General features: G+C 72.8%; 15 protein-coding genes. 10 read left to right on the top strand and 5 right to left on the bottom strand.

Features of this window, described 5'->3' with window-relative positions; all coding sequences use genetic code 11:
- Positions 1-13 precede the first annotated feature (13 nt).
- Entirely contained in the window at positions 14-988 is a 975-nt protein-coding gene (locus IE273_RS09695; RefSeq protein ID WP_189814745.1) for an amino acid adenylation domain-containing protein, read from the bottom strand.
- Between the two features lie 396 nt (positions 989-1,384).
- Between IE273_RS09695 and IE273_RS09690 the strand changes: the two genes are divergently transcribed.
- The 7 genes from IE273_RS09690 (at position 1,385) to IE273_RS09660 (ending at position 6,776) form a co-directional block, all read left to right on the top strand.
- A complete protein-coding gene (locus IE273_RS09690) occupies positions 1,385-2,281 on the top strand; it encodes a DMT family transporter (protein ID WP_189814744.1) in 897 nt (298 codons plus the stop codon).
- A 385-nt stretch (positions 2,282-2,666) separates the two neighbouring features.
- Positions 2,667-3,182 carry an NUDIX domain-containing protein gene (locus IE273_RS09685; RefSeq protein ID WP_189814743.1) on the top strand — a complete coding sequence of 172 codons (516 nt, stop codon included), beginning with the start codon at positions 2,667-2,669 and terminating at the stop codon, positions 3,180-3,182.
- Positions 3,183-3,203: 21 nt separating this feature from the next.
- Positions 3,204-3,596, top strand: a complete 393-nt coding sequence (locus IE273_RS09680; protein WP_189814742.1) for a YidH family protein — start codon at positions 3,204-3,206, stop codon at positions 3,594-3,596.
- The gene (locus tag IE273_RS09675) at positions 3,593-3,919 is read left to right on the top strand and encodes a DUF202 domain-containing protein (RefSeq protein WP_189814741.1); all 327 of its coding nucleotides are present in this window, start codon (positions 3,593-3,595) and stop codon (positions 3,917-3,919) included. Before IE273_RS09680 ends, IE273_RS09675 begins: the two co-directional genes overlap by 4 nt.
- A gap of 141 nt (positions 3,920-4,060) precedes the next feature.
- Positions 4,061-4,360, top strand: a complete 300-nt coding sequence (locus IE273_RS09670) for a hypothetical protein (RefSeq protein ID WP_189814740.1) — start codon at positions 4,061-4,063, stop codon at positions 4,358-4,360.
- 164 nt (positions 4,361-4,524) lie between these two features.
- Positions 4,525-5,547, top strand: a complete 1,023-nt coding sequence (locus tag IE273_RS09665) for a phosphotransferase family protein (RefSeq protein WP_189814739.1) — start codon at positions 4,525-4,527, stop codon at positions 5,545-5,547.
- A gap of 5 nt (positions 5,548-5,552) precedes the next feature.
- Positions 5,553-6,776 carry an acyl-CoA dehydrogenase family protein gene (locus tag IE273_RS09660; RefSeq protein ID WP_189814738.1) on the top strand — a complete coding sequence of 408 codons (1,224 nt, stop codon included), beginning with the start codon at positions 5,553-5,555 and terminating at the stop codon, positions 6,774-6,776.
- 43 nt (positions 6,777-6,819) lie between these two features.
- On the opposite strand, the gene IE273_RS09655 is transcribed toward IE273_RS09660, so the two are convergent.
- From IE273_RS09655 to IE273_RS09645, 3 genes are read right to left on the bottom strand one after another with little or no spacing between them, the layout of a single operon-like run.
- On the bottom strand, positions 6,820-7,413 hold the full coding sequence (locus IE273_RS09655) for a TetR/AcrR family transcriptional regulator (protein WP_189814737.1): 594 nt from the start codon (positions 7,411-7,413) through the stop codon (positions 6,820-6,822).
- Between the two features lie 35 nt (positions 7,414-7,448).
- The gene (locus IE273_RS09650) at positions 7,449-9,101 is read right to left on the bottom strand and encodes a class I adenylate-forming enzyme family protein (RefSeq protein ID WP_189814736.1); all 1,653 of its coding nucleotides are present in this window, start codon (positions 9,099-9,101) and stop codon (positions 7,449-7,451) included.
- The gene (locus IE273_RS09645) at positions 9,098-9,871 is read right to left on the bottom strand and encodes an SDR family oxidoreductase (RefSeq protein ID WP_189814735.1); all 774 of its coding nucleotides are present in this window, start codon (positions 9,869-9,871) and stop codon (positions 9,098-9,100) included. Before IE273_RS09645 ends, IE273_RS09650 begins: the two co-directional genes overlap by 4 nt.
- Positions 9,872-10,037: 166 nt before the next feature.
- Between IE273_RS09645 and IE273_RS09640 the strand changes: the two genes are divergently transcribed.
- Positions 10,038-11,258, top strand: coding sequence for an exo-beta-N-acetylmuramidase NamZ family protein (locus IE273_RS09640; protein WP_189814734.1), 1,221 nt, complete (start codon positions 10,038-10,040; stop codon positions 11,256-11,258).
- A gap of 31 nt (positions 11,259-11,289) precedes the next feature.
- Positions 11,290-12,591 (top strand): serine-threonine protein kinase, encoded by a 1,302-nt coding sequence (locus tag IE273_RS09635; protein ID WP_189814733.1) that lies wholly within the window; start codon positions 11,290-11,292, stop codon positions 12,589-12,591.
- Between the two features lie 18 nt (positions 12,592-12,609).
- Here the strand turns inward: IE273_RS09635 and IE273_RS09630 are convergent, their stop codons facing one another.
- Positions 12,610-15,399 (bottom strand): penicillin acylase family protein, encoded by a 2,790-nt coding sequence (locus IE273_RS09630; protein WP_189814732.1) that lies wholly within the window; start codon positions 15,397-15,399, stop codon positions 12,610-12,612.
- Between the two features lie 207 nt (positions 15,400-15,606).
- On the opposite strand from IE273_RS09630, the gene IE273_RS09625 reads away from it, so the two are divergent.
- Positions 15,607-16,209, top strand: coding sequence for a hypothetical protein (locus tag IE273_RS09625; protein WP_189814731.1), 603 nt, complete (start codon positions 15,607-15,609; stop codon positions 16,207-16,209).
- Positions 16,210-16,292 lie beyond the last annotated feature (83 nt).

Raw genomic sequence — 16,292 nt, 5'->3', positions numbered from 1 at the left:
GGGCCCCGGTGTCTCAGTGCCCGAGCGCGTGGGCGCGGGCCGCGTGGAAGGCCGCCAGGGGGTCGGGGTGCGCGTACGACCAGGGCGCCGGGGTGGCGTGCGCGCCGATGCGGCGGAAGAGGGCCGCCGCCTCGGCCGGGCGGCCGGCGCGGGACAGGGCGAACGCGAGGTGGTTGAGGTCGACGTGACGGCGCGGGTGTTCGTCGTGCTCCCACTCCAGCCACCAGTCGAAGCAGGCGCGCAGGATGCGCCGGGCCCGCGGGCCGGACCAGTGCCCGCAGGCCGCGGGGTCGGCGGGGGTGAGGCCGGTGGCGGCGAGGACCCGGTAGCGCTCGGCGTAGGCGACGACCGGCAGGACGGCCAGCGGGGAGTCGGCGGGGGCCTCGGCGGCGGCCTGCTCGGCGAGGTCGTACACCTCGTGGGCCTCGGCCCGGCCGCCGGCGGGCCGTTCGGCCAGGCGGGCGATCAGCAGGTGGTGGGCGTGGTGGTGCTCGGGGTGGCGGCGGCGCACTTCGGCGAAGGCCGCGAGCACCTCGCGCTCCGGGCCGAGGGCGCGGGCGAGCAGCAGCCGGCCCAGCCAGGGGGTGGGGTCGTCGGGGGCGAGCGCGGCGGCCGTGCCGCAGGCCTCGCGGGCCGGGCCGGGCTCCTCCCCGCCGCGTAAGGCGCGGTGCACCAGGGCCAGGGCGAGCAGCGTGCTGGCGTCGGCGGAGCCGGGTTCGGCGGTCAGCCAGTCGGTCGCCCAGGCGGCGGCACGGGCATCCTGGGCGAGCACGGTGAGGCGGTGGCCGCGGCGGTCCCAGTCGTCGCCGGTGTGCACCAGCAGGGAGCGGGCGGCCTGCCGCCGGCCCTGGGCCAACGCGGCTCGGGCGGCGCCGAGTTCCGCGTCGTCGAGGGCGGCGTCATAGGCCCCGGAGGCGTCCTCGGCGGTCTCGCCGGACGGTTCCGTGGGGGCCCGGCGAGTGCCGAGCAGAGGCGAAAGAGGAGGCACCGCAGGACTTCCTGTTTCTCGGGCTGCCATCGACCGATCACGCACAGCAAACCCTCAGCCAAGGGTTGCGTCAAGCGGCAACGGCGGTGGTGCGAGCTTCAACTTCCTCGGCCGAAGCGGAATCTGATCGTCCCTGCGCAGGTGGGCGGGGCACGGCACGCCCGGACCCGGGAACGTTCCTGTGGCGTATGCCATCCCGTTTTCGGGTCGTGCGCCCCGACCGCTGTGGCGTACGCCATGGCGCGGCGCCTGTCGGCCCCGGACCATGGCGAGTCGGACCCCGGACCGCGACGAGCAACCGCCCGGTTCCGGGTGCTTCCGGGGCAATGCCGTCCTGGGAGCGCTACAGTCGGCCACTACCGCCCGTGGTACGGCCGGATGATCGAGGTACACAGCGTGTCGGTTCTGGTTCTCCTGCTCGCCGTGAGCGCTGCCTGCTGTCTGGGTTTCGGATTCGTGCTCCAGCAGAACGCGGCGCAGAAGGCACCGCTCAGCGACTTCCTCTCCTTCCGTCTGTTGCTCGACCTGATGCGGATACCACGCTGGCTGGGCGGTCTCGGGCTGATGGTGGCCGGCATGGTGCTGGGCGCGATCGCCCTCGGCAAGGGTGAGATCTCCCTGGTCGAGCCGCTGCTCGCGACGAACCTGCTGTTCGCCCTCGCCCTCTCCCGGCACCAGACCGGACAACCGCTCGGCCGCCAGGGCTGGGCCGGTCTGCTGCTGCTCGCGGGCGGGGTGAGCGCGTTCATCGTCGCGGGCGAGCCGCGCGGCGGCACGGCGGTCACCGATCCGTTGCGGCACTGGCTGATCATCGGCGCGGTGGTGGGCGCGGCCCTGGTCCTGACGACGTTCGCCAAGCGGTCCCGGCTGAGCTGGGGCCCGGTGCTGCTGGCCCTGGCGGCCGGGCTGCTCTACGGCGTCCAGGACGCGCTGACCCGGGTGAGCGGCACCCGCTTCTCCGACGGCGGCCTCACCGAGCTGTTCACCGGCTGGCAGCCGTACGGCGTGGTGGCCTGCGGGGTCACCGGTCTCGTCCTGGTGCAGAGCGCGTTCGAGACCGCCCCGCTGCGCATGTCGCTGCCCGCGCTCACGGCGGCCGAGCCGCTCGCCGGGATCCTGTGCGGCGTGGGCTTCATGGGCGACCGGCTGCGCACCGACACCGGGGCGCTGGCCGGGGAGGCGGCCGGACTCGCGGCGGTGGTGGCGGGCATCGTGCTGCTCGGACTGCATCCCGCGATGCCGTGCGGCACGGCGGAGACGGGGCCGGGAGCCCGGGACCTCCAACGCCGCTGAGCCGGCTCGCCCGTACGAGCCGGCCCTGCCGGGATGAGCCGGCCCGGCCTGGACGATCCGGCCCCGCCCGGACGATCCGGCCCTGCCCGGACGATCCGGTCCCGCCCAGGTAAGCAGGCCCTACCCCGACCGGACGGTCCTGCCCGCCCCAGACCACGGGGCCCGGCCCAGACTGCCCCTCCCCACACCGCACGACCCTCTCCGCCCGAGACCACGGGGCCCGCCCCAGACGGCCCTGTCCGCACCAGACGCCCCGGCCCGCCCCAGACCACGGGCCCCGCCCCAGACGGCCCTCCGCACACCACACGGCGGGGCCCGCCCCAGACGGCCCTGTTCGCCCCAGACGCCCCTGCCCGCCCCAAACGGCCCTGCTTGGATGACGGGTATGAATCCTGCTGACGAGATCCTCGACATCGTCGACGAACACGACCGGGTCGTCGCCCGGTACCCGCGCGGCGAGGCCTATGCCCGCGGGCTGCGTCACCGCTGTGTGTTCATCGAGGCCCGCGACGCGGCCGGCCGGCTCTTCGTGCACCGGCGCACGGCGACCAAGCTGGTGTTCCCCTCCCTGTACGACCTGTTCGTCGGCGGGGTCGTCGGCGCGGGCGAGTCCTACGACGAGGCGGCGCTGCGGGAGGCCGAGGAGGAGCTGGGCGTGACCGGACTGCCCCGGCCGGAGTTCCTCTTCAAGTTCCTCTACGACGACGGCGCCGGGAACAGCTGGTGGTCGGCGGTGTACGAGGTGCGCTGCGAGCTGCCCGTCCGGCCGCAGGCGGAGGAGGTCCAGTGGCACGCCTTCCTGCCCGAGGAGGAGGTCGAGCGGCGGCTCGGCGAGTGGGCGTGGGTGCCGGACGGGCTGGCGGCCTACGAGCGGCTGCGGGCGTTCCGGGCGGGCCGGTGACCGCCGGGTAGGGTCGGCCGCGTGAGCGAATTCGTACGGAACATCCGGCTGTGGTTCGCGCCGGAGCGGGTGCGGGACGAGGGCGGGACCCCCGACTACCGGTTCTCGCTGGCCAACGAGCGCACCTTCCTCGCCTGGCTGCGCACCGCGCTGGCGCTGATCGGCGGCGGATTCGCGGTGGACCAGTTCCTCCCGGACCTGCGCTGGGCCTGGCGGGTCGGGCTCGCGCTGGCCCTGCTCGCGGCCGGCGTCCTGTGCTCCCTGCGCGCGGTGAACCACTGGGTACGCTGCGAGCGCGCGATGCGCCGCGGCGAGGACCTGCCCGCCTCCCGCTTCCCCGCGCTGCTGAGCGTGGTCGTGGCGGTGGTGGCCGTCGCGATGGTGCTCGTGGTCCTGGTGCGGGGGGAGGGGTGAGTGCCGGGGAGGCGGGCGCCGGGCGGGATCCCGGGCTCCAGCCGGAGCGCACCCGGCTGGCCTGGCGGCGTACGACCCTGTCGGCCGCCGTGGCCACCGTACTGGCCGTGAGGGCGGCGCTGCACGGCGGCGCCTCGGCCGCCGGGATCGTCCTGTGCGCGCTGTGCTGCGGGCTGTGCCTGGCCTTCCTCAGGGTCGCCCACCTCCGCATCCACGCCCTGGCGGCCGGCACCCCACCGCCCGCTCTCGCCCCGCGCCACGCGACGGCGGCGGTGCTGTGCGCGGTGGCGATGGCGGTGTGCGCGGCCGTACTGGTGGTCTAGGACCTGTCCGACTCCCCTGCCCCTGGTGCCGTCATCCCTCCGGGGTACTCGTGCGCCACGCAACCGGGATGTCCCGATACGCGGCTTTCGCATGACAGTCTGCCGACGTCAGGCACCCCGTACCCCCCGAAGGTGAGCACCATGACCACCCTTCACCAGGAACACACCGAGCACGCGACGCACCGCCACGGCCCGGACTGCGGACACAACGCCGTGCCGCACGGCGACCATGTCGACTACGTCCACGACGGCCATCTGCACCGGGAGCACGAGGGCCACTGGGACGAGTGCGAGCCGGCCGGGCACGCCGTCCACGAGGGCCACGAGCACGTGCACCACGACGAGTGCGGGCACGCGCAGGTGCCGCACGGCGACCACGTGGACTATCTGCACGGCGGGCACCGGCACGCCGAGCACGGGGACCACTGGGACGACCACTGACGGACGGAGGCGAAGGCGACGGCTCCCGGGCGGCGCGCCGGGGGCCGTCGGCCTGTCGTGGCTCCGGTCACGTTCCGACCGATCTTCACCGCGCGCACTGGACGGCATACCGACCGGTCGGCATCATGAGTGCAGTCCTGTTCGCCGGTTCGTAGGAGTGATGTATGAGCGCCGACCACCCGCCCGGTCTCGACCTGGACCGGCTGCGCGCCCTGCTCGACCGCGAGCGCCCCGGTCTGGTGAACGGCCCCCTGACCGGACGGCTGATCGAGGGCGGACGGTCGAACCTCACCTACGCGCTCTCGGACGGCACGTCGAAGTGGGTCGTCCGCCGGCCGCCGCTCGGCCACGTGCTGGCCACCGCGCACGACATGAGGCGCGAGCACCGGGTGATCAGCGCGCTGCACCCGACCCGGGTGCCGGTCCCGCGCCCGCTGCTGCTGTGCGAGGACGAGGAGGTGCTCGGGGCGCCCTTCTACGTCATGGAATTCGTGGAGGGCACGCCGTACCGCACCGCCGACCAGCTCGCCCCGCTCGGCACCGAGCGCACCCGGAGCGCGGTGCTGTCCCTGGCGGACACGCTGGTCGAGCTGCACGCCGTGGACCCCGCCGAGGTGGGCCTCGCCGACTTCGGCCGCCCGGAGGGCTTCCTGGACCGGCAGCTGCGCCGCTGGGGCAAGCAGCTGGACGCCTCCCGCAACCGCGAGCTGGCGGGCATCGACGAGCTGCACGCCGCCCTCGGCCGCCGGCTGCCCGCCTCCCCCGCCCCGGCGGTCGTCCACGGCGACTACCGCCTGGACAACGTCCTGATCGGCGACGACGACACGATCAAGGCCATCCTCGACTGGGAGATGTCCACGCTCGGCGACCCGCTCACCGATCTGGGTCTGCTGGTGATGTACAGCCTGCCGCTCGGCATGCCCGACTCGCCCGTCTCCACCACCGCCGAGGCGCCGGGGCACCCCGACCCGCGCGAGCTGGTCGAGCGGTACGCCGCCCGCTCCGGCCGGGACGTCTCGGCCGTCTCCTGGTACACGGCGTTCGCCTGGTTCAAGCTCGCCGTGATCCTGGAGGGCATCCACTACCGGTACACGCTCGGCCAGACGGTCGGCCGCGGCTTCGACCGCATCGGCGACCTCGTGCCCGTCTTCATCGACCACGGACTCACGACCCTTCAGGAAGGCTGACCGGCATGGACTTCGCGTTCGACGCGCGCACCGAGGAGCTGCGCGACAGGCTCCTCGCCTTCATGGACGAGTACGTCTACCCGGCCGAGGCGGTCGCCGAGGAGCAGCGGGCGCGGCTGGCGTCCCCGTGGGACACGCCGGCCGTGGTCGAGGAGCTGAAGGCCGAGGCCCGCAGGCAGGGGCTGTGGAACCTCTTCCTGCCCGACGCCGGGTACGGCGCCGGGCTGACCAACCTCCAGTACGCGCCGCTCGCCGAGATCACCGGCCGTTCCCCGCACCTCGCGCCGACCGCGACCAACTGCGCCGCGCCCGACACCGGGAACATGGAGGTGCTGGCGCAGTTCGGCACCGAGGAGCAGAAGAAGCAGTGGCTGGAGCCGCTGCTGGCCGGTGAGATCCGCTCGGCGTTCGCGATGACCGAGCCGGAGGTGGCGTCGTCGGACGCCACCAACATCACCACGCGCATCGAGCGAGCCTCCGACGGCACAGACGAGTACGTCGTCACGGGCCGCAAGTGGTACATCTCCGGGGCGATGAACCCGGACTGCGCGATCTTCATCGTGATGGGCAAGACGGACCCGGACGGGGCGGACATCCGCCGTCAGCAGTCCATGGTGCTGGTCCCGCGCGACACCCCCGGCGTGACCGTGAAGCGGGCCATGCAGGTCTTCGGCTACGAGGACCACTCGCACGGCGGCCACGCCGAAGTCGTCTTCGACCACGCGCGCGTGCCCGTGTCGAACCTCGTCGGCGAGGAGGGCGGCGGCTTCGCCATCGCCCAGGCCCGGCTCGGCCCCGGCCGCATCCACCACTGCATGCGGCTGATCGGGATGGCCGAGCGGGCGATCGAGCTGATGTGCCGGCGGGCCGTGACCCGTACCGCGTTCGGCAAGGCGCTGGCCCAGCAGGGAGTGGTCCAGAACTGGATCGCCGACGCCCGGGTCACCGTCGAGCAGCTACGGCTGCTGGTGCTGAAGACGGCCTGGCTGATGGACACGGTCGGCAACAAGGGCGCCCACACGGAGATCCAGGCCATCAAGATCGCCACCCCGCGCGCGGTGGTCGGCATCCTGGACCGGGCGATCCAGCTGCACGGCGCGGGCGGGGTGAGCCAAGACTTCCCGCTGGCCGAGCTGTACGCGAGCGCGCGCACGCTGATGCTCGCCGACGGCCCGGACGAGGTCCACCAGCGGTCGCTGGCCCGCCGGGAGCTGAAGAAGTACCTCTGAGACCGCGGGGACCCCGCAGGTCGTCGGCGAACCTCTGGGGTACCTACGGCCGCAGGGCCCGCAGCAGCAGGTCGGCCAGGTGGTCGGCCACCCCCTGCGGGCCCATCGGGCCGTCCGGCCGGTACCACGTCGACAGGTGGTGGACCGAGCCGAAGTGGTAGTCCACGACCAGGTCGGCCGGGGTCGCCGTGGAGAAGACGCCCGCCTTCTGGCCCTCCTCCACGAGCGCGCGGAAACGCTCGTGGTAGCGCCGGCGCTCGGCGCGGACCTGCTTGTTCTTCTCCGGGCTCAGGTGGTGCATGGACCGGAAGAAGATCATCGCGTCGTCGAGGTTCTCGATCGTGGTGACGACGACGTCCGCCGCCGCGTCCCTGAGCCGCTTCTCCACCGGCTCGTCGGCGTTCGCGAACGTGTCCAGCCGCTCCTGCTGGAGGCGCAGCACGCGCGCGTACACCTCGTGCAGCAGGTCGTCCTTGGAGCCGAAGTAGTGGTACAGCGCCCCCTTGGTGACGCCGGCCGCCTCCACGATCTCCTGCACGGAGGTGCGGTCGTAGCCCTGCTCGGCGAAGAGCCGGGTGGCGGCGGCCAGCAGCCGCTGCGGGACGGGCGTCCCGTCTCCGTCCGTCGTCCTGGGCACTGCCGCCACCTGCCTTTCCATGAGGTCACTCGCTGCTAACGGGAACGCAGTTCCCGCCGGAGGATCTTCCCACTCGCCGTCTTCGGCAAGTCGGGCAGGATCTCCACCTGGCGCGGGTACTTGTAGGCGGCCAGTCTCTCCTTGCAGTACGCCGCGAGTTCGTCCGGGTCCGTCTCGGCCCCCGGACGGAGGCTGATATAGGCCTTGACGGTCTCGCCACGGTACCCGTCGGGGACGCCGACGACGGCCGCCTCGCGCACCGCCGGGTGGGTGTAGAGGACGTCCTCGACCTCGCGCGGCCACACCTTGAAGCCGGACGCGTTGATCATGTCCTTCTTGCGGTCCACGACGTACAGCCAGCCCCGCTCGTCCATGAACCCGATGTCGCCGGTGCGCAGCTCGCCGTCCGGGAAGGTCTCGGCGGTGGCGTCCGGCCGCCGCCAGTACCCGGGCACCACCTGCGGCCCGCGGACGACGATCTCGCCGTGCTGCCCGAAGGGCACCTCCGCGCCCTGCTCGTCCAGGATCCGCACGACCGTGTCGGCGCCGGGCAGGCCCACGGACAGCGTCCCGGAGACCGGGTCCACGGGCGCCTCCAGGTGCGGCGGGACGGACGCGCAGGGGGCGGTGCACTCGGTGAGGCCGTAGCCGACGCGGATGTACGGCCCGAAGCGCTCCCGGAACGCCTCCACCAGGGCCGGCGGCACGGGGGCGCCGCCCGAGGACAGGTTCACGAACGAGGCGAAGTGCTCGCGGGTGGCGTCGGGGCGGGCGGCCAGCGCCATGTAGGCGGTGGAGGGTCCGACGGTGTAGTGCGGGCGGTGCTCGGCGAAGGCGTCCAGGACGGCCCCGGCCTCGAAGCGGTAGGTGAGCACGAGGGTGCCGGCGCTGCTCAGACAGGCGCCGAACTGGCAGACCATGCCGGTGATGTGGAACAGCGGCGCGAGCGCGTAGTAGACGGGCGCCTCGGGCAGGCCGAGCCCGGTGGCCTGCCGCTCGGCGTTGTGCATGACGTTCGCGTGCGTGTTGGTGGCGCCCTTGGGCGTGCCGCTGGTGCCCGAGGTGTAGCTGATCAGCGCGATCTCGTCCGGGCGCGGCGCGCGGCCCTCGGGGGCCCGGCCGCCCTGCCGGGCGACGGCCACCAGGTCGTCGGCGTCCGGGGCCTGGGGCAGCCGCTCGAAGCCCAGCACGCGCGGGTCGTCGCGGGTCTGGAAGTCCCGTTCGCAGGCGGTGAGCACGATCCGCACCGGCGAGTCGGCGGCCGTCTCCCGCAGGTACGCCTCCCAGGCCCGGTCGGAGCAGATCAGCGCGGCCACCTCGCCGTCCCGCAGGACGTGCGCCACCTCCCCCGACTTGTACATGGGGTTGACGGGGACGACGGTCGCGCCCGCCTTCCAGGCGCCGAGCACGGCGAGCACGAAGTGCGGGGAGTTCTGGAGCACGACGGCCACCCGGTCGCCGCGTTCCAGGCCGCGCGCGGCGAGGTGGGCGGCGACGGCGTCGCTCAGCTCGTCGGCCTCCCGGTAGCTGAGCCGGGCGTCGAAGTAGGCGAGGAAGGTGCGGTCGGGGGCCTCGGCGACGGCGTCGCTCAGGGCGTGCACGAGCGAGTCGGCGGGCTCGACCGGGGCGCGCTGGGCCTCGGTCAGCAGCGCGAGCCAGGGCCGGGCCGCGTACGGGGAGGCGGTCACCGGGCGGCCTCCCACTTCTGCTGGAGGCGGTTCATGTGCGTGAGCCAGCGGTCCGGCTCGCCGGCCCGCGCCTGGTAGAAGCCGGCGACCTCGGGGTGCGGCAGGATCAGGAAGCGGTCCTGCGCGATGCCCTGGAGCAGGGCGTCGGCGACGGCCTCGGGGGCGATCGCGGTCGGCTGGAGCACCAGGTCGCCCGCGCTGCCGGTGGCGGCCAGCATGTCGGTGCGGACGCCCTGCGGGCAGATGGCGTGGACCTTGATCCCCCGGTGCCGGTACGTCAGCGACAGCCACTCGGCGAAGGCGTAGGCGCCGTGCTTGGTGACGCTGTAGGAGGGCGCGCCGATCATGGTGAGCAGCCCGGCGGCGGAGACGGTGGAGACGAACCGCCCGCCGCCCCGCTCCAGCCAGTCGGGCAGCAGCGCGTGCGCGGCCCGGACGTGGGCCATCAGGTTCACGTCCCAGGACGCGGCCCAGGTCCTCTCGTCCAGGGTGCCGTCGAGGTCGCCGTCCTCGAAGGCGACGCCCGCGTTGGCGCAGTAGACGTCCACCGTGCCGCCGAGCGCGTCGCGGGCCTCGGCGACGACCGCGGAGGCGTCACCGGGCACGGCGGTCCCGCCGATCTCCTCGGCCACCGCCTCGGCCTTCCCGGCGTCCAGGTCGTTCACCACGACCCGCGCCCCCTCGGCGGCGAACCGCCGGGCCAACGCCGCCCCGATCCCCCCGCCGGCTCCGGTGACGACCACTCCCGCATCCTGCACGGCTTCCACCATCGGTCTCCTTCGACACGACTTTCGCGCGGCGCGCGTCGGCTCTGTTCGGGTCAGACTAACCGGTCGGTATGTGTGAAGGAAGAGGAACTGCTCCAACCTCAAGGGGCGCGGGGAACTGCGCGAGCAACCACAGACGGCCCGGACGTGCCCACCCACCGGAGGTCCCATGCACCTGTCCCGACGGACCCTTCTCGCATCGGCAACCACAGCAGCCCTCCCAGCGACGCCCCCGCACCGCGAGCATCTCCACACGGGGTTCGAAAGACTCGAAGCCGACGGTTACTCACTCCTCTCCGGCCAGAACGTAGGTGTCGTCACCAACCCCACCGGCATCACCAGGGACACCGAGCACATCGTCGACGTGATGCACCGGGACCCCCGCGTCAGGCTGACGGCGGTCTTCGGCCCCGAGCACGGCTTCCGGGGCACCGCGCAGGCGGGCGGCTCCGAGGGCCGCTACGACGACCCCGCGACCGGCCTCCCGGTGTACGACACGTACCTGAAGAGCGGCCGTCCGCTCGCCGACGTCTTCACCGCCTCCGGTGTCGACACCGTCGTCTTCGACATCCAGGACGTCGGCGCCCGCTTCTACACGTACATCTGGACCCTCTACGACTGCATGGAGGCGGCCCAGCTCGCCGGCAAGCGGTTCGTCGTGCTGGACCGCCCGAATCCGGTGACCGGACGCGAGGCGCGGGGCCCGGTGCTGCACAAGGAGTTCGCCACCTTCGTCGGCCGGCAGCCGGTCGCGCAGGCGCACGGGATGACGGTGGCGGAGCTGGCCCGCCTGTTCAACGGCGAGTTCCTGGCCACGCCCGTCCCGCTGGAGACCGTCCGCATGTCGGGCTGGAAGCGCTCCGGGTTCTACGACGCCTCCGGCCTGCCCTGGGTGCCGCCGAGCCCCAACATGCCCACGCCGGAGACCGCGTTGGTGTACTCCGGGACCTGCATGTTCGAGGGCACCAACCTCTCCGAGGGGCGCGGCACGACCCGGCCCTTCGAACTCCTCGGCGCCGAGGGCCTCGACGGCCGCTGGGCCGCCGCCGCGAACGAGGCGGGCCTGCCGGGCGTGCGGTTCCGGGAGGCGTACTTCACGCCCACGTTCTCCAAGTTCCAGGGCAAGACGGTCGGCGGGGTGCAGATCCACGTGACCGACCGGGCCGCCTACGACCCCGTACGCACCGGGATCGCGCTGCTGGTGACCGCCCGGAAGGCGTGGAGCGGTTTCGGCTGGCGGTCCGACAACTGGATCGACAAGCTCACCGGTTCGGCCCAGGTCCGCACGATGATCGACGCGGGCGCCGGCACCGACGAGGTGACGGGGGCCTGGCAGGAGGAGCTGGCCGCGTTCCGGCGGGTCCGGAAGGGGTATCTCCTGTACACGTAGCGCTCCTCCTCCGGGAACTTGGGGGTCTGGCATGGCGGATCCTGGGACGGGTGTGGCTCCCTACTGGGAGCTGACCTTCGACGCGGACGGGGACGCGGACGGCCCCGAACGCGACCGGCTGCTGACGCGGGTCACGGACCACGGCGTCCGTGACCTGATCGTCTTCTCGCACGGCTGGAACAACGACCGCTCGGGCGCGACCGCGCTGTACCGCCGCTTCTTCGCGCCGGTCCCGAGGCTGGCCCCGCAGGCCCGGCTGGGGTACGTCGGCGTGATCTGGCCGTCGATGCGGTTCAGCGACGAGCCGATCCCGGACTTCCCGAGGTCCGTGGCGGCCGTGGAGGCGCAGGCGGCACCGCGCCCGGCGCTGGACAAGGACACCCGGCGCGCCCTGCTGGCGGCGTTTGCGGGCCGGACGACCGTTCTGGACCGGCTGGCCCGGATGCTGGACGAACGGCCGGGCGGCACCGGGGGGCTGACCGAGTTCGGGCGGCTGGTGCGGCTGCTGCTGGACGACGGCCGGCAGGGGGTGGCGGCCGACACGGACGAGGACGGCGAACCGGCCGTGTTCGGGGCCGACCCGGTGACCGTGTGCGAGCAGTTCGCCGAGGCCCTGGCCGCGCTCGACGCGTCCGGCGACGCGCCCCGGTTCACCCTTCCGAACCCGTGGGACGGCGCGAAGGAACTGCTGCGGCAGGCGACGTACCTCCAGATGAAACGGCGGGCCGGGACGGTCGGCGAGCGGGGACTCGGTCCGCTGCTGGGGCGGTTGGCGGGGGCGGCGCCCGGGGTGCGGGTGCATCTGGTCGGGCACAGCTTCGGCGGCCGGCTGGTGGCGTTCGCGCTGCGCGGGCTGCCGACGGGAGTGGACGCGGTGAAGTCGGTGACCCTGCTCCAGGGTGCCTTCTCGCACTACGCGTTCGCGGCCCGGCTGCCGCACGCCCCGGACCGGTCGGGCGCGCTGAAGGGCCTCCACCGGCGCGTCGACGGCCCACTGGTGTGCTGCTACTCGCACTTCGACGCGGCCCTCGGCACGTTCTATCCGCTGGCCTCCCGGCTCGCCGGGGACGACCGCGCCTGCGCGGGCGACGAGATCGCGGCGGTGCTCGGGCCCCGCTGGGGTGCCATGGGCCACGACGGGACGCAGGCGGTGCCGGGCACCGTGCGGCTCGACCTGGCGGCGGCTCTCGGTGGCCGGCTGCCCGCGTCGGGGTGCGTGAACGTGGACGCGGCGGCCGTGGTCCGGCGCGGCGGCGCGCCGTCCGGGGCGCACAGCGACATCGTGCACCCCGAACTGGCGCGGGTGGTGCTGGCGGCAGGCCGTATCGCCTGACCCGCCGCCGGTGGCGGGTCAGCGGTGCGAGGTGTACTCCACGACCTGCTGGTAGGTCGGCCGGTTCTGCCAGCTGATCCTGCCGTGCTTGATGCCGCCCAGCGTGCGCTGGACGATCGAGTCGGCGCACCACTGGTCGCCCGCCGAGCACTGGTCGTCGCCCGGGTAGACCTGGGCGGCGGTCAGGCCGGCGGCCTGCTTCAGGGTGCTGATCAGGGTGTCCCGGCAGGCGCTGAGGCTGCCGCCGCCGCAGTACTTCCGGGCGAGGCCGCCCCGCACGGACTCCCCGAGCACCGCCCGGACGTCCTTGTCGACGTAGGACCACCAGCCGTACTGGAAGGAGCTGCCGGCGTGCGAGCCGGTCGGGCCGTGGCCGGCGGACGGTGCCTCGTCGACCGGCAGGTTGCCGGTGATCGCCGTGTAGAGGTCGCTGCCGAGGCCGGGCTCGAACTCGGCCTTGACCAGCAGCGGCCACCAGGCGTCCAGGACCCGGATCGCGTCGGCGTCGGCGTACTTCTTGGAACCGGCCGACGTCTCGGTGCGCTTGGCGCCGGCGGCCACCCACGCCTGGAGCTTGCTCACCGCCGCGGCGGCCGTGGAGTCGGTCACCGGCGAGGAGGTGACCACCTTGAGCAGCTTGGGCAGCACGTCCTCGGCGCGCAGATCGGCGAGGCCCGCGTCCGCCATGGCCTGCACCAGCTTGGTCCGGGTGACCCCGCCGGCCGCGACCAGCTTCTTCACCCGGTCGTCCAGCAGGTTGCCGCGGTGCACGGAACCGTCGCCCCAGGGTGCGGTCGTGTACTCCTCGGCCTGCTTGTTGTTCCAGGAGATGTAGTAGTCCTGGTCGACGGAGTTGGGGTGAGCGGAGGGCGGGGTGTAGTCGGCGGTGTTGGTGGCCGGGTCCCAGTTCCGCCACTCGTACGCCGGCTGCGCCCACACCGGGAACTCGCTGTCGACACCGCTCGCCCGGACGGGGTTGTCACCGCTGTTGTAGTAGGCGGTGTGCTGGGAGTCGGCGTAGAACCAGTTGAAGGTGAAGTTGATGTGCTGCGCCGCGCTCTGGAAGTCCTTCGGCCCCTTGACGTAGTCGGGGTCGTTGAGCATCTGGAAGCCGATGATCGAGTCGGCCTCGTGCAGGTAGGAGGAGCGCAGGGTGGTGTAGGCGACCTTCTTGCCGCCGACGGTGGCGCGGTACTCCACCGGGCCGTACGCGGTCCGCCAGGCGCGCAGGGTGTACGACCCCGCGGCTGTGCCGTCGGCGGTGGTCGGCTTCCAGGCGTTCTTCTGCTCGATCTTCTCCATGGCCGTGCAGGTGCCGTGGTACAGGTAGTGGTAGTCGTCCTGGCACAGCTCGACCGCGTAGCTGTCGATGATGTCCTGGCCGGAGGTGGTGGCGCTCCAGGAGTAGTCCTGGCCGCGGCCGAGTTCGACGTACATGCTCAGGCCCGCGAAGGAGGCGCCGCGGGCGCTGATGCCCGGGCCCTGGATCTCCTGGAGCATGAGCAGCTGCGGGGCGAAGTAGCCGGTCTGCGGCCCGAAGACGGCGATGGGGTGGCCGCTGGCGGTGTACTTGCCGCTGACCACGAGGGCGTTGGACATACCGCGCCGGGCGGAGCCGAGGGCGGTCTTCGCGGCGGAGGCCGAGGTGCTGGTGGCGCCGGCGGTGGCCGCGCTGCCGGTACGGTCGTGGACCAGCGGTTCCTGGGTCACCGAGCCGGCGTCCGGCAGGGCCTCGCCCTGGGCGTCGGCGGGCTTGGTGCCGTAGGGGAAGCTCTGGCCGTCGTGGACGGTGAGGACGGCCTCGGGGTCGTTGCGTTCGCGGAAGGACTCCCAGACCTTGGTGCCCTCCTCGACGCCGTACTTGGCCTGGGCCGCGAGCAGGGAGAGGGCGTTGTCGACCTCGCCGCCACCGCCGGAGCCGAACAGTGAGCCGATGACGGAGGCGAGCGCCACGAGGTCGGTGACCTTGAAGTGCTCTATGGTGCCGGCGTTGGTGATCGAGTCCTTGTGGCCGGTCAGGACGTACTCGCCGGGGAAGTAACGGCCGCTGTCGGAGGCGTCGATGTAGGCGTTGATGCCGTCCAGGTAGGCCGTGACGTCGGCGAGGGCCTGCTGGCCGCGGGCGCCGTTCTTCGCGACCGCGTTGTCGATCTGCGCCTGGAGGTCGGCTTCGGTGTAGGGCGCGTTGCGGTAGAACTGCTGCTCAAGGCCCTGGTTGGCGGGTGCGCCGCCGGCGAAGGAGGTCAGCTGGCCGCGGCCCACGTGCCGGAAGACGTCCATGAGCCACAGCCGGTCCTGGGCCGCCGCGTATCCGGCGCCGAACTCGGTGCCGTAGCGGGTGGTGCCCGTGATGTGCGGCACACCGGTCTTCTTGTCGCGGACGATCGTCACATCGCCGCGGCCGGCCGGCTTCTCGGTGGAGGCGACCTGGTCGGCGGGGACGCCGAACGAGGCGTCGTTGAAGAAGGTGTTGACCGTGGTGTCGGTCAGGCCCTTGTAGCCGGTGGCCAGGTTGGCGTACGGGCCGAGCTGGTCCTCGGCGTGCGCGGGCTGGGTGCCGAAGGCCTGGTTGAGCAGGATCTGGGCGAGCGTCGCGTTGCCGTTCTCGCCGGGCGGCAGGATGTCCGAACACCGGCCGCCGCAGTAGTCGTTGGCGGCCGTGGCGTCGGCCGCCGCCACCGTCGCCTGGGTGAGGGGGGAGAGAAGACCGGCGACGAGCACGCATACGGACGCGGTCTTCAGGAACCCGGGAAGGCGGCGGGACGTTCTCAGTCTGTCAAGGGCGGTACGTGGGGTTCGCCGTGGCATGGCAGCTCCTAGCGACAGAGGTGGCCGAACGTTACCGCCGGTATCCCCCGCTTTAAAGATGAACATGCGTCACTTTCCGGAGTCTGGAGACAGATCCCTGGAAGAGATGGAGCCGAATCGCCTGTCGATACGTCTATTCGACGACGTCCGTGCGACGACGCCGAAGTGACCGGAGTACAGGTGCAGGTGTGACGGAGGTGCAGGGCGATGGCAGGTTTCCGGAGTCTGGCGAGACAGGTACGCGATCCGGGCTGTGATCTGGCGCTGCGGCGGTACTCGCTGCGCAAGTGCCTGGAGAAGTTCGCCCCTTACGGGCATCGCGCGACCTGGGACCATCTGTGCTCCCGGGCGGGGTTCGGCCCCGAGGACCGCTCCCCCGATCCGGTGCGGCTCGTGGCCGCGCTGGAGGAGCTGGAGGAGGCCCGGGACGTCTGGCTCGCCTACGAGACCGACTTCACCGAACGACGCAGGAAGGAGAAGCACGACGGGCTGCGCCGTCCGGGCAGCGTGGACGACTGGCACCGGCTGACCTGGGGCGGCTTCGGGGTCGCCTGGTGCGACGACCCGCGGGTGCACCCCGATGAGCCGCTGGCGGTGGTGCTGCGCCGGCTGATCGCCGCGCTGGAGCGGGAACCGGGCTCGTCGTGCCCGGTGTGCGGCGGCGAGCGCCTGGTGTGGAAGTACGGCCTGGACCACGAGCCGTCGTCCGGCCCGGTCTGCGCGGACTGCGGCATCCTGGTGCCGCGCCCGGTCCTCAGCCCGCGGGCCCTTGAGTCCGCCCGTCGGGGACGCGTGCTGATGTCGGCCTGAGCCGGTGGCGTGCCCGGGTCGTGGTGACGGGGGGCGCGTAGGGGATGCCGCGCCCTCTGCCGTGGGTGTGCGGCACCATCGAG

Origin of the sequence: Streptomyces olivaceoviridis, assembly GCF_014650115.1 — a bacterium.
GTDB lineage: Bacteria > Actinomycetota > Actinomycetes > Streptomycetales > Streptomycetaceae > Streptomyces > Streptomyces olivaceoviridis.
Note: the sequence above shows the minus strand (reverse complement) of the source record. Positions and strands in the feature narration are given on the sequence as shown.

Coding starts and splice junctions, on each gene's coding strand:
- IE273_RS09685 (WP_189814743.1), top strand. CDS start 2,667: ATGAATCCTGCTGACGAGATCCTCGACATCGTCGACGAACACGACCGG.
- IE273_RS09625 (WP_189814731.1), top strand. CDS start 15,607: ATGGCAGGTTTCCGGAGTCTGGCGAGACAGGTACGCGATCCGGGCTGT.
- IE273_RS09645 (WP_189814735.1), bottom strand. CDS start 9,871: ATGGTGGAAGCCGTGCAGGATGCGGGAGTGGTCGTCACCGGAGCCGGC.
- IE273_RS09670 (WP_189814740.1), top strand. CDS start 4,061: ATGACCACCCTTCACCAGGAACACACCGAGCACGCGACGCACCGCCAC.
- IE273_RS09635 (WP_189814733.1), top strand. CDS start 11,290: ATGGCGGATCCTGGGACGGGTGTGGCTCCCTACTGGGAGCTGACCTTC.
- IE273_RS09630 (WP_189814732.1), bottom strand. CDS start 15,399: ATGCCACGGCGAACCCCACGTACCGCCCTTGACAGACTGAGAACGTCC.
- IE273_RS09660 (WP_189814738.1), top strand. CDS start 5,553: ATGGACTTCGCGTTCGACGCGCGCACCGAGGAGCTGCGCGACAGGCTC.
- IE273_RS09665 (WP_189814739.1), top strand. CDS start 4,525: ATGAGCGCCGACCACCCGCCCGGTCTCGACCTGGACCGGCTGCGCGCC.
- IE273_RS09640 (WP_189814734.1), top strand. CDS start 10,038: ATGCACCTGTCCCGACGGACCCTTCTCGCATCGGCAACCACAGCAGCC.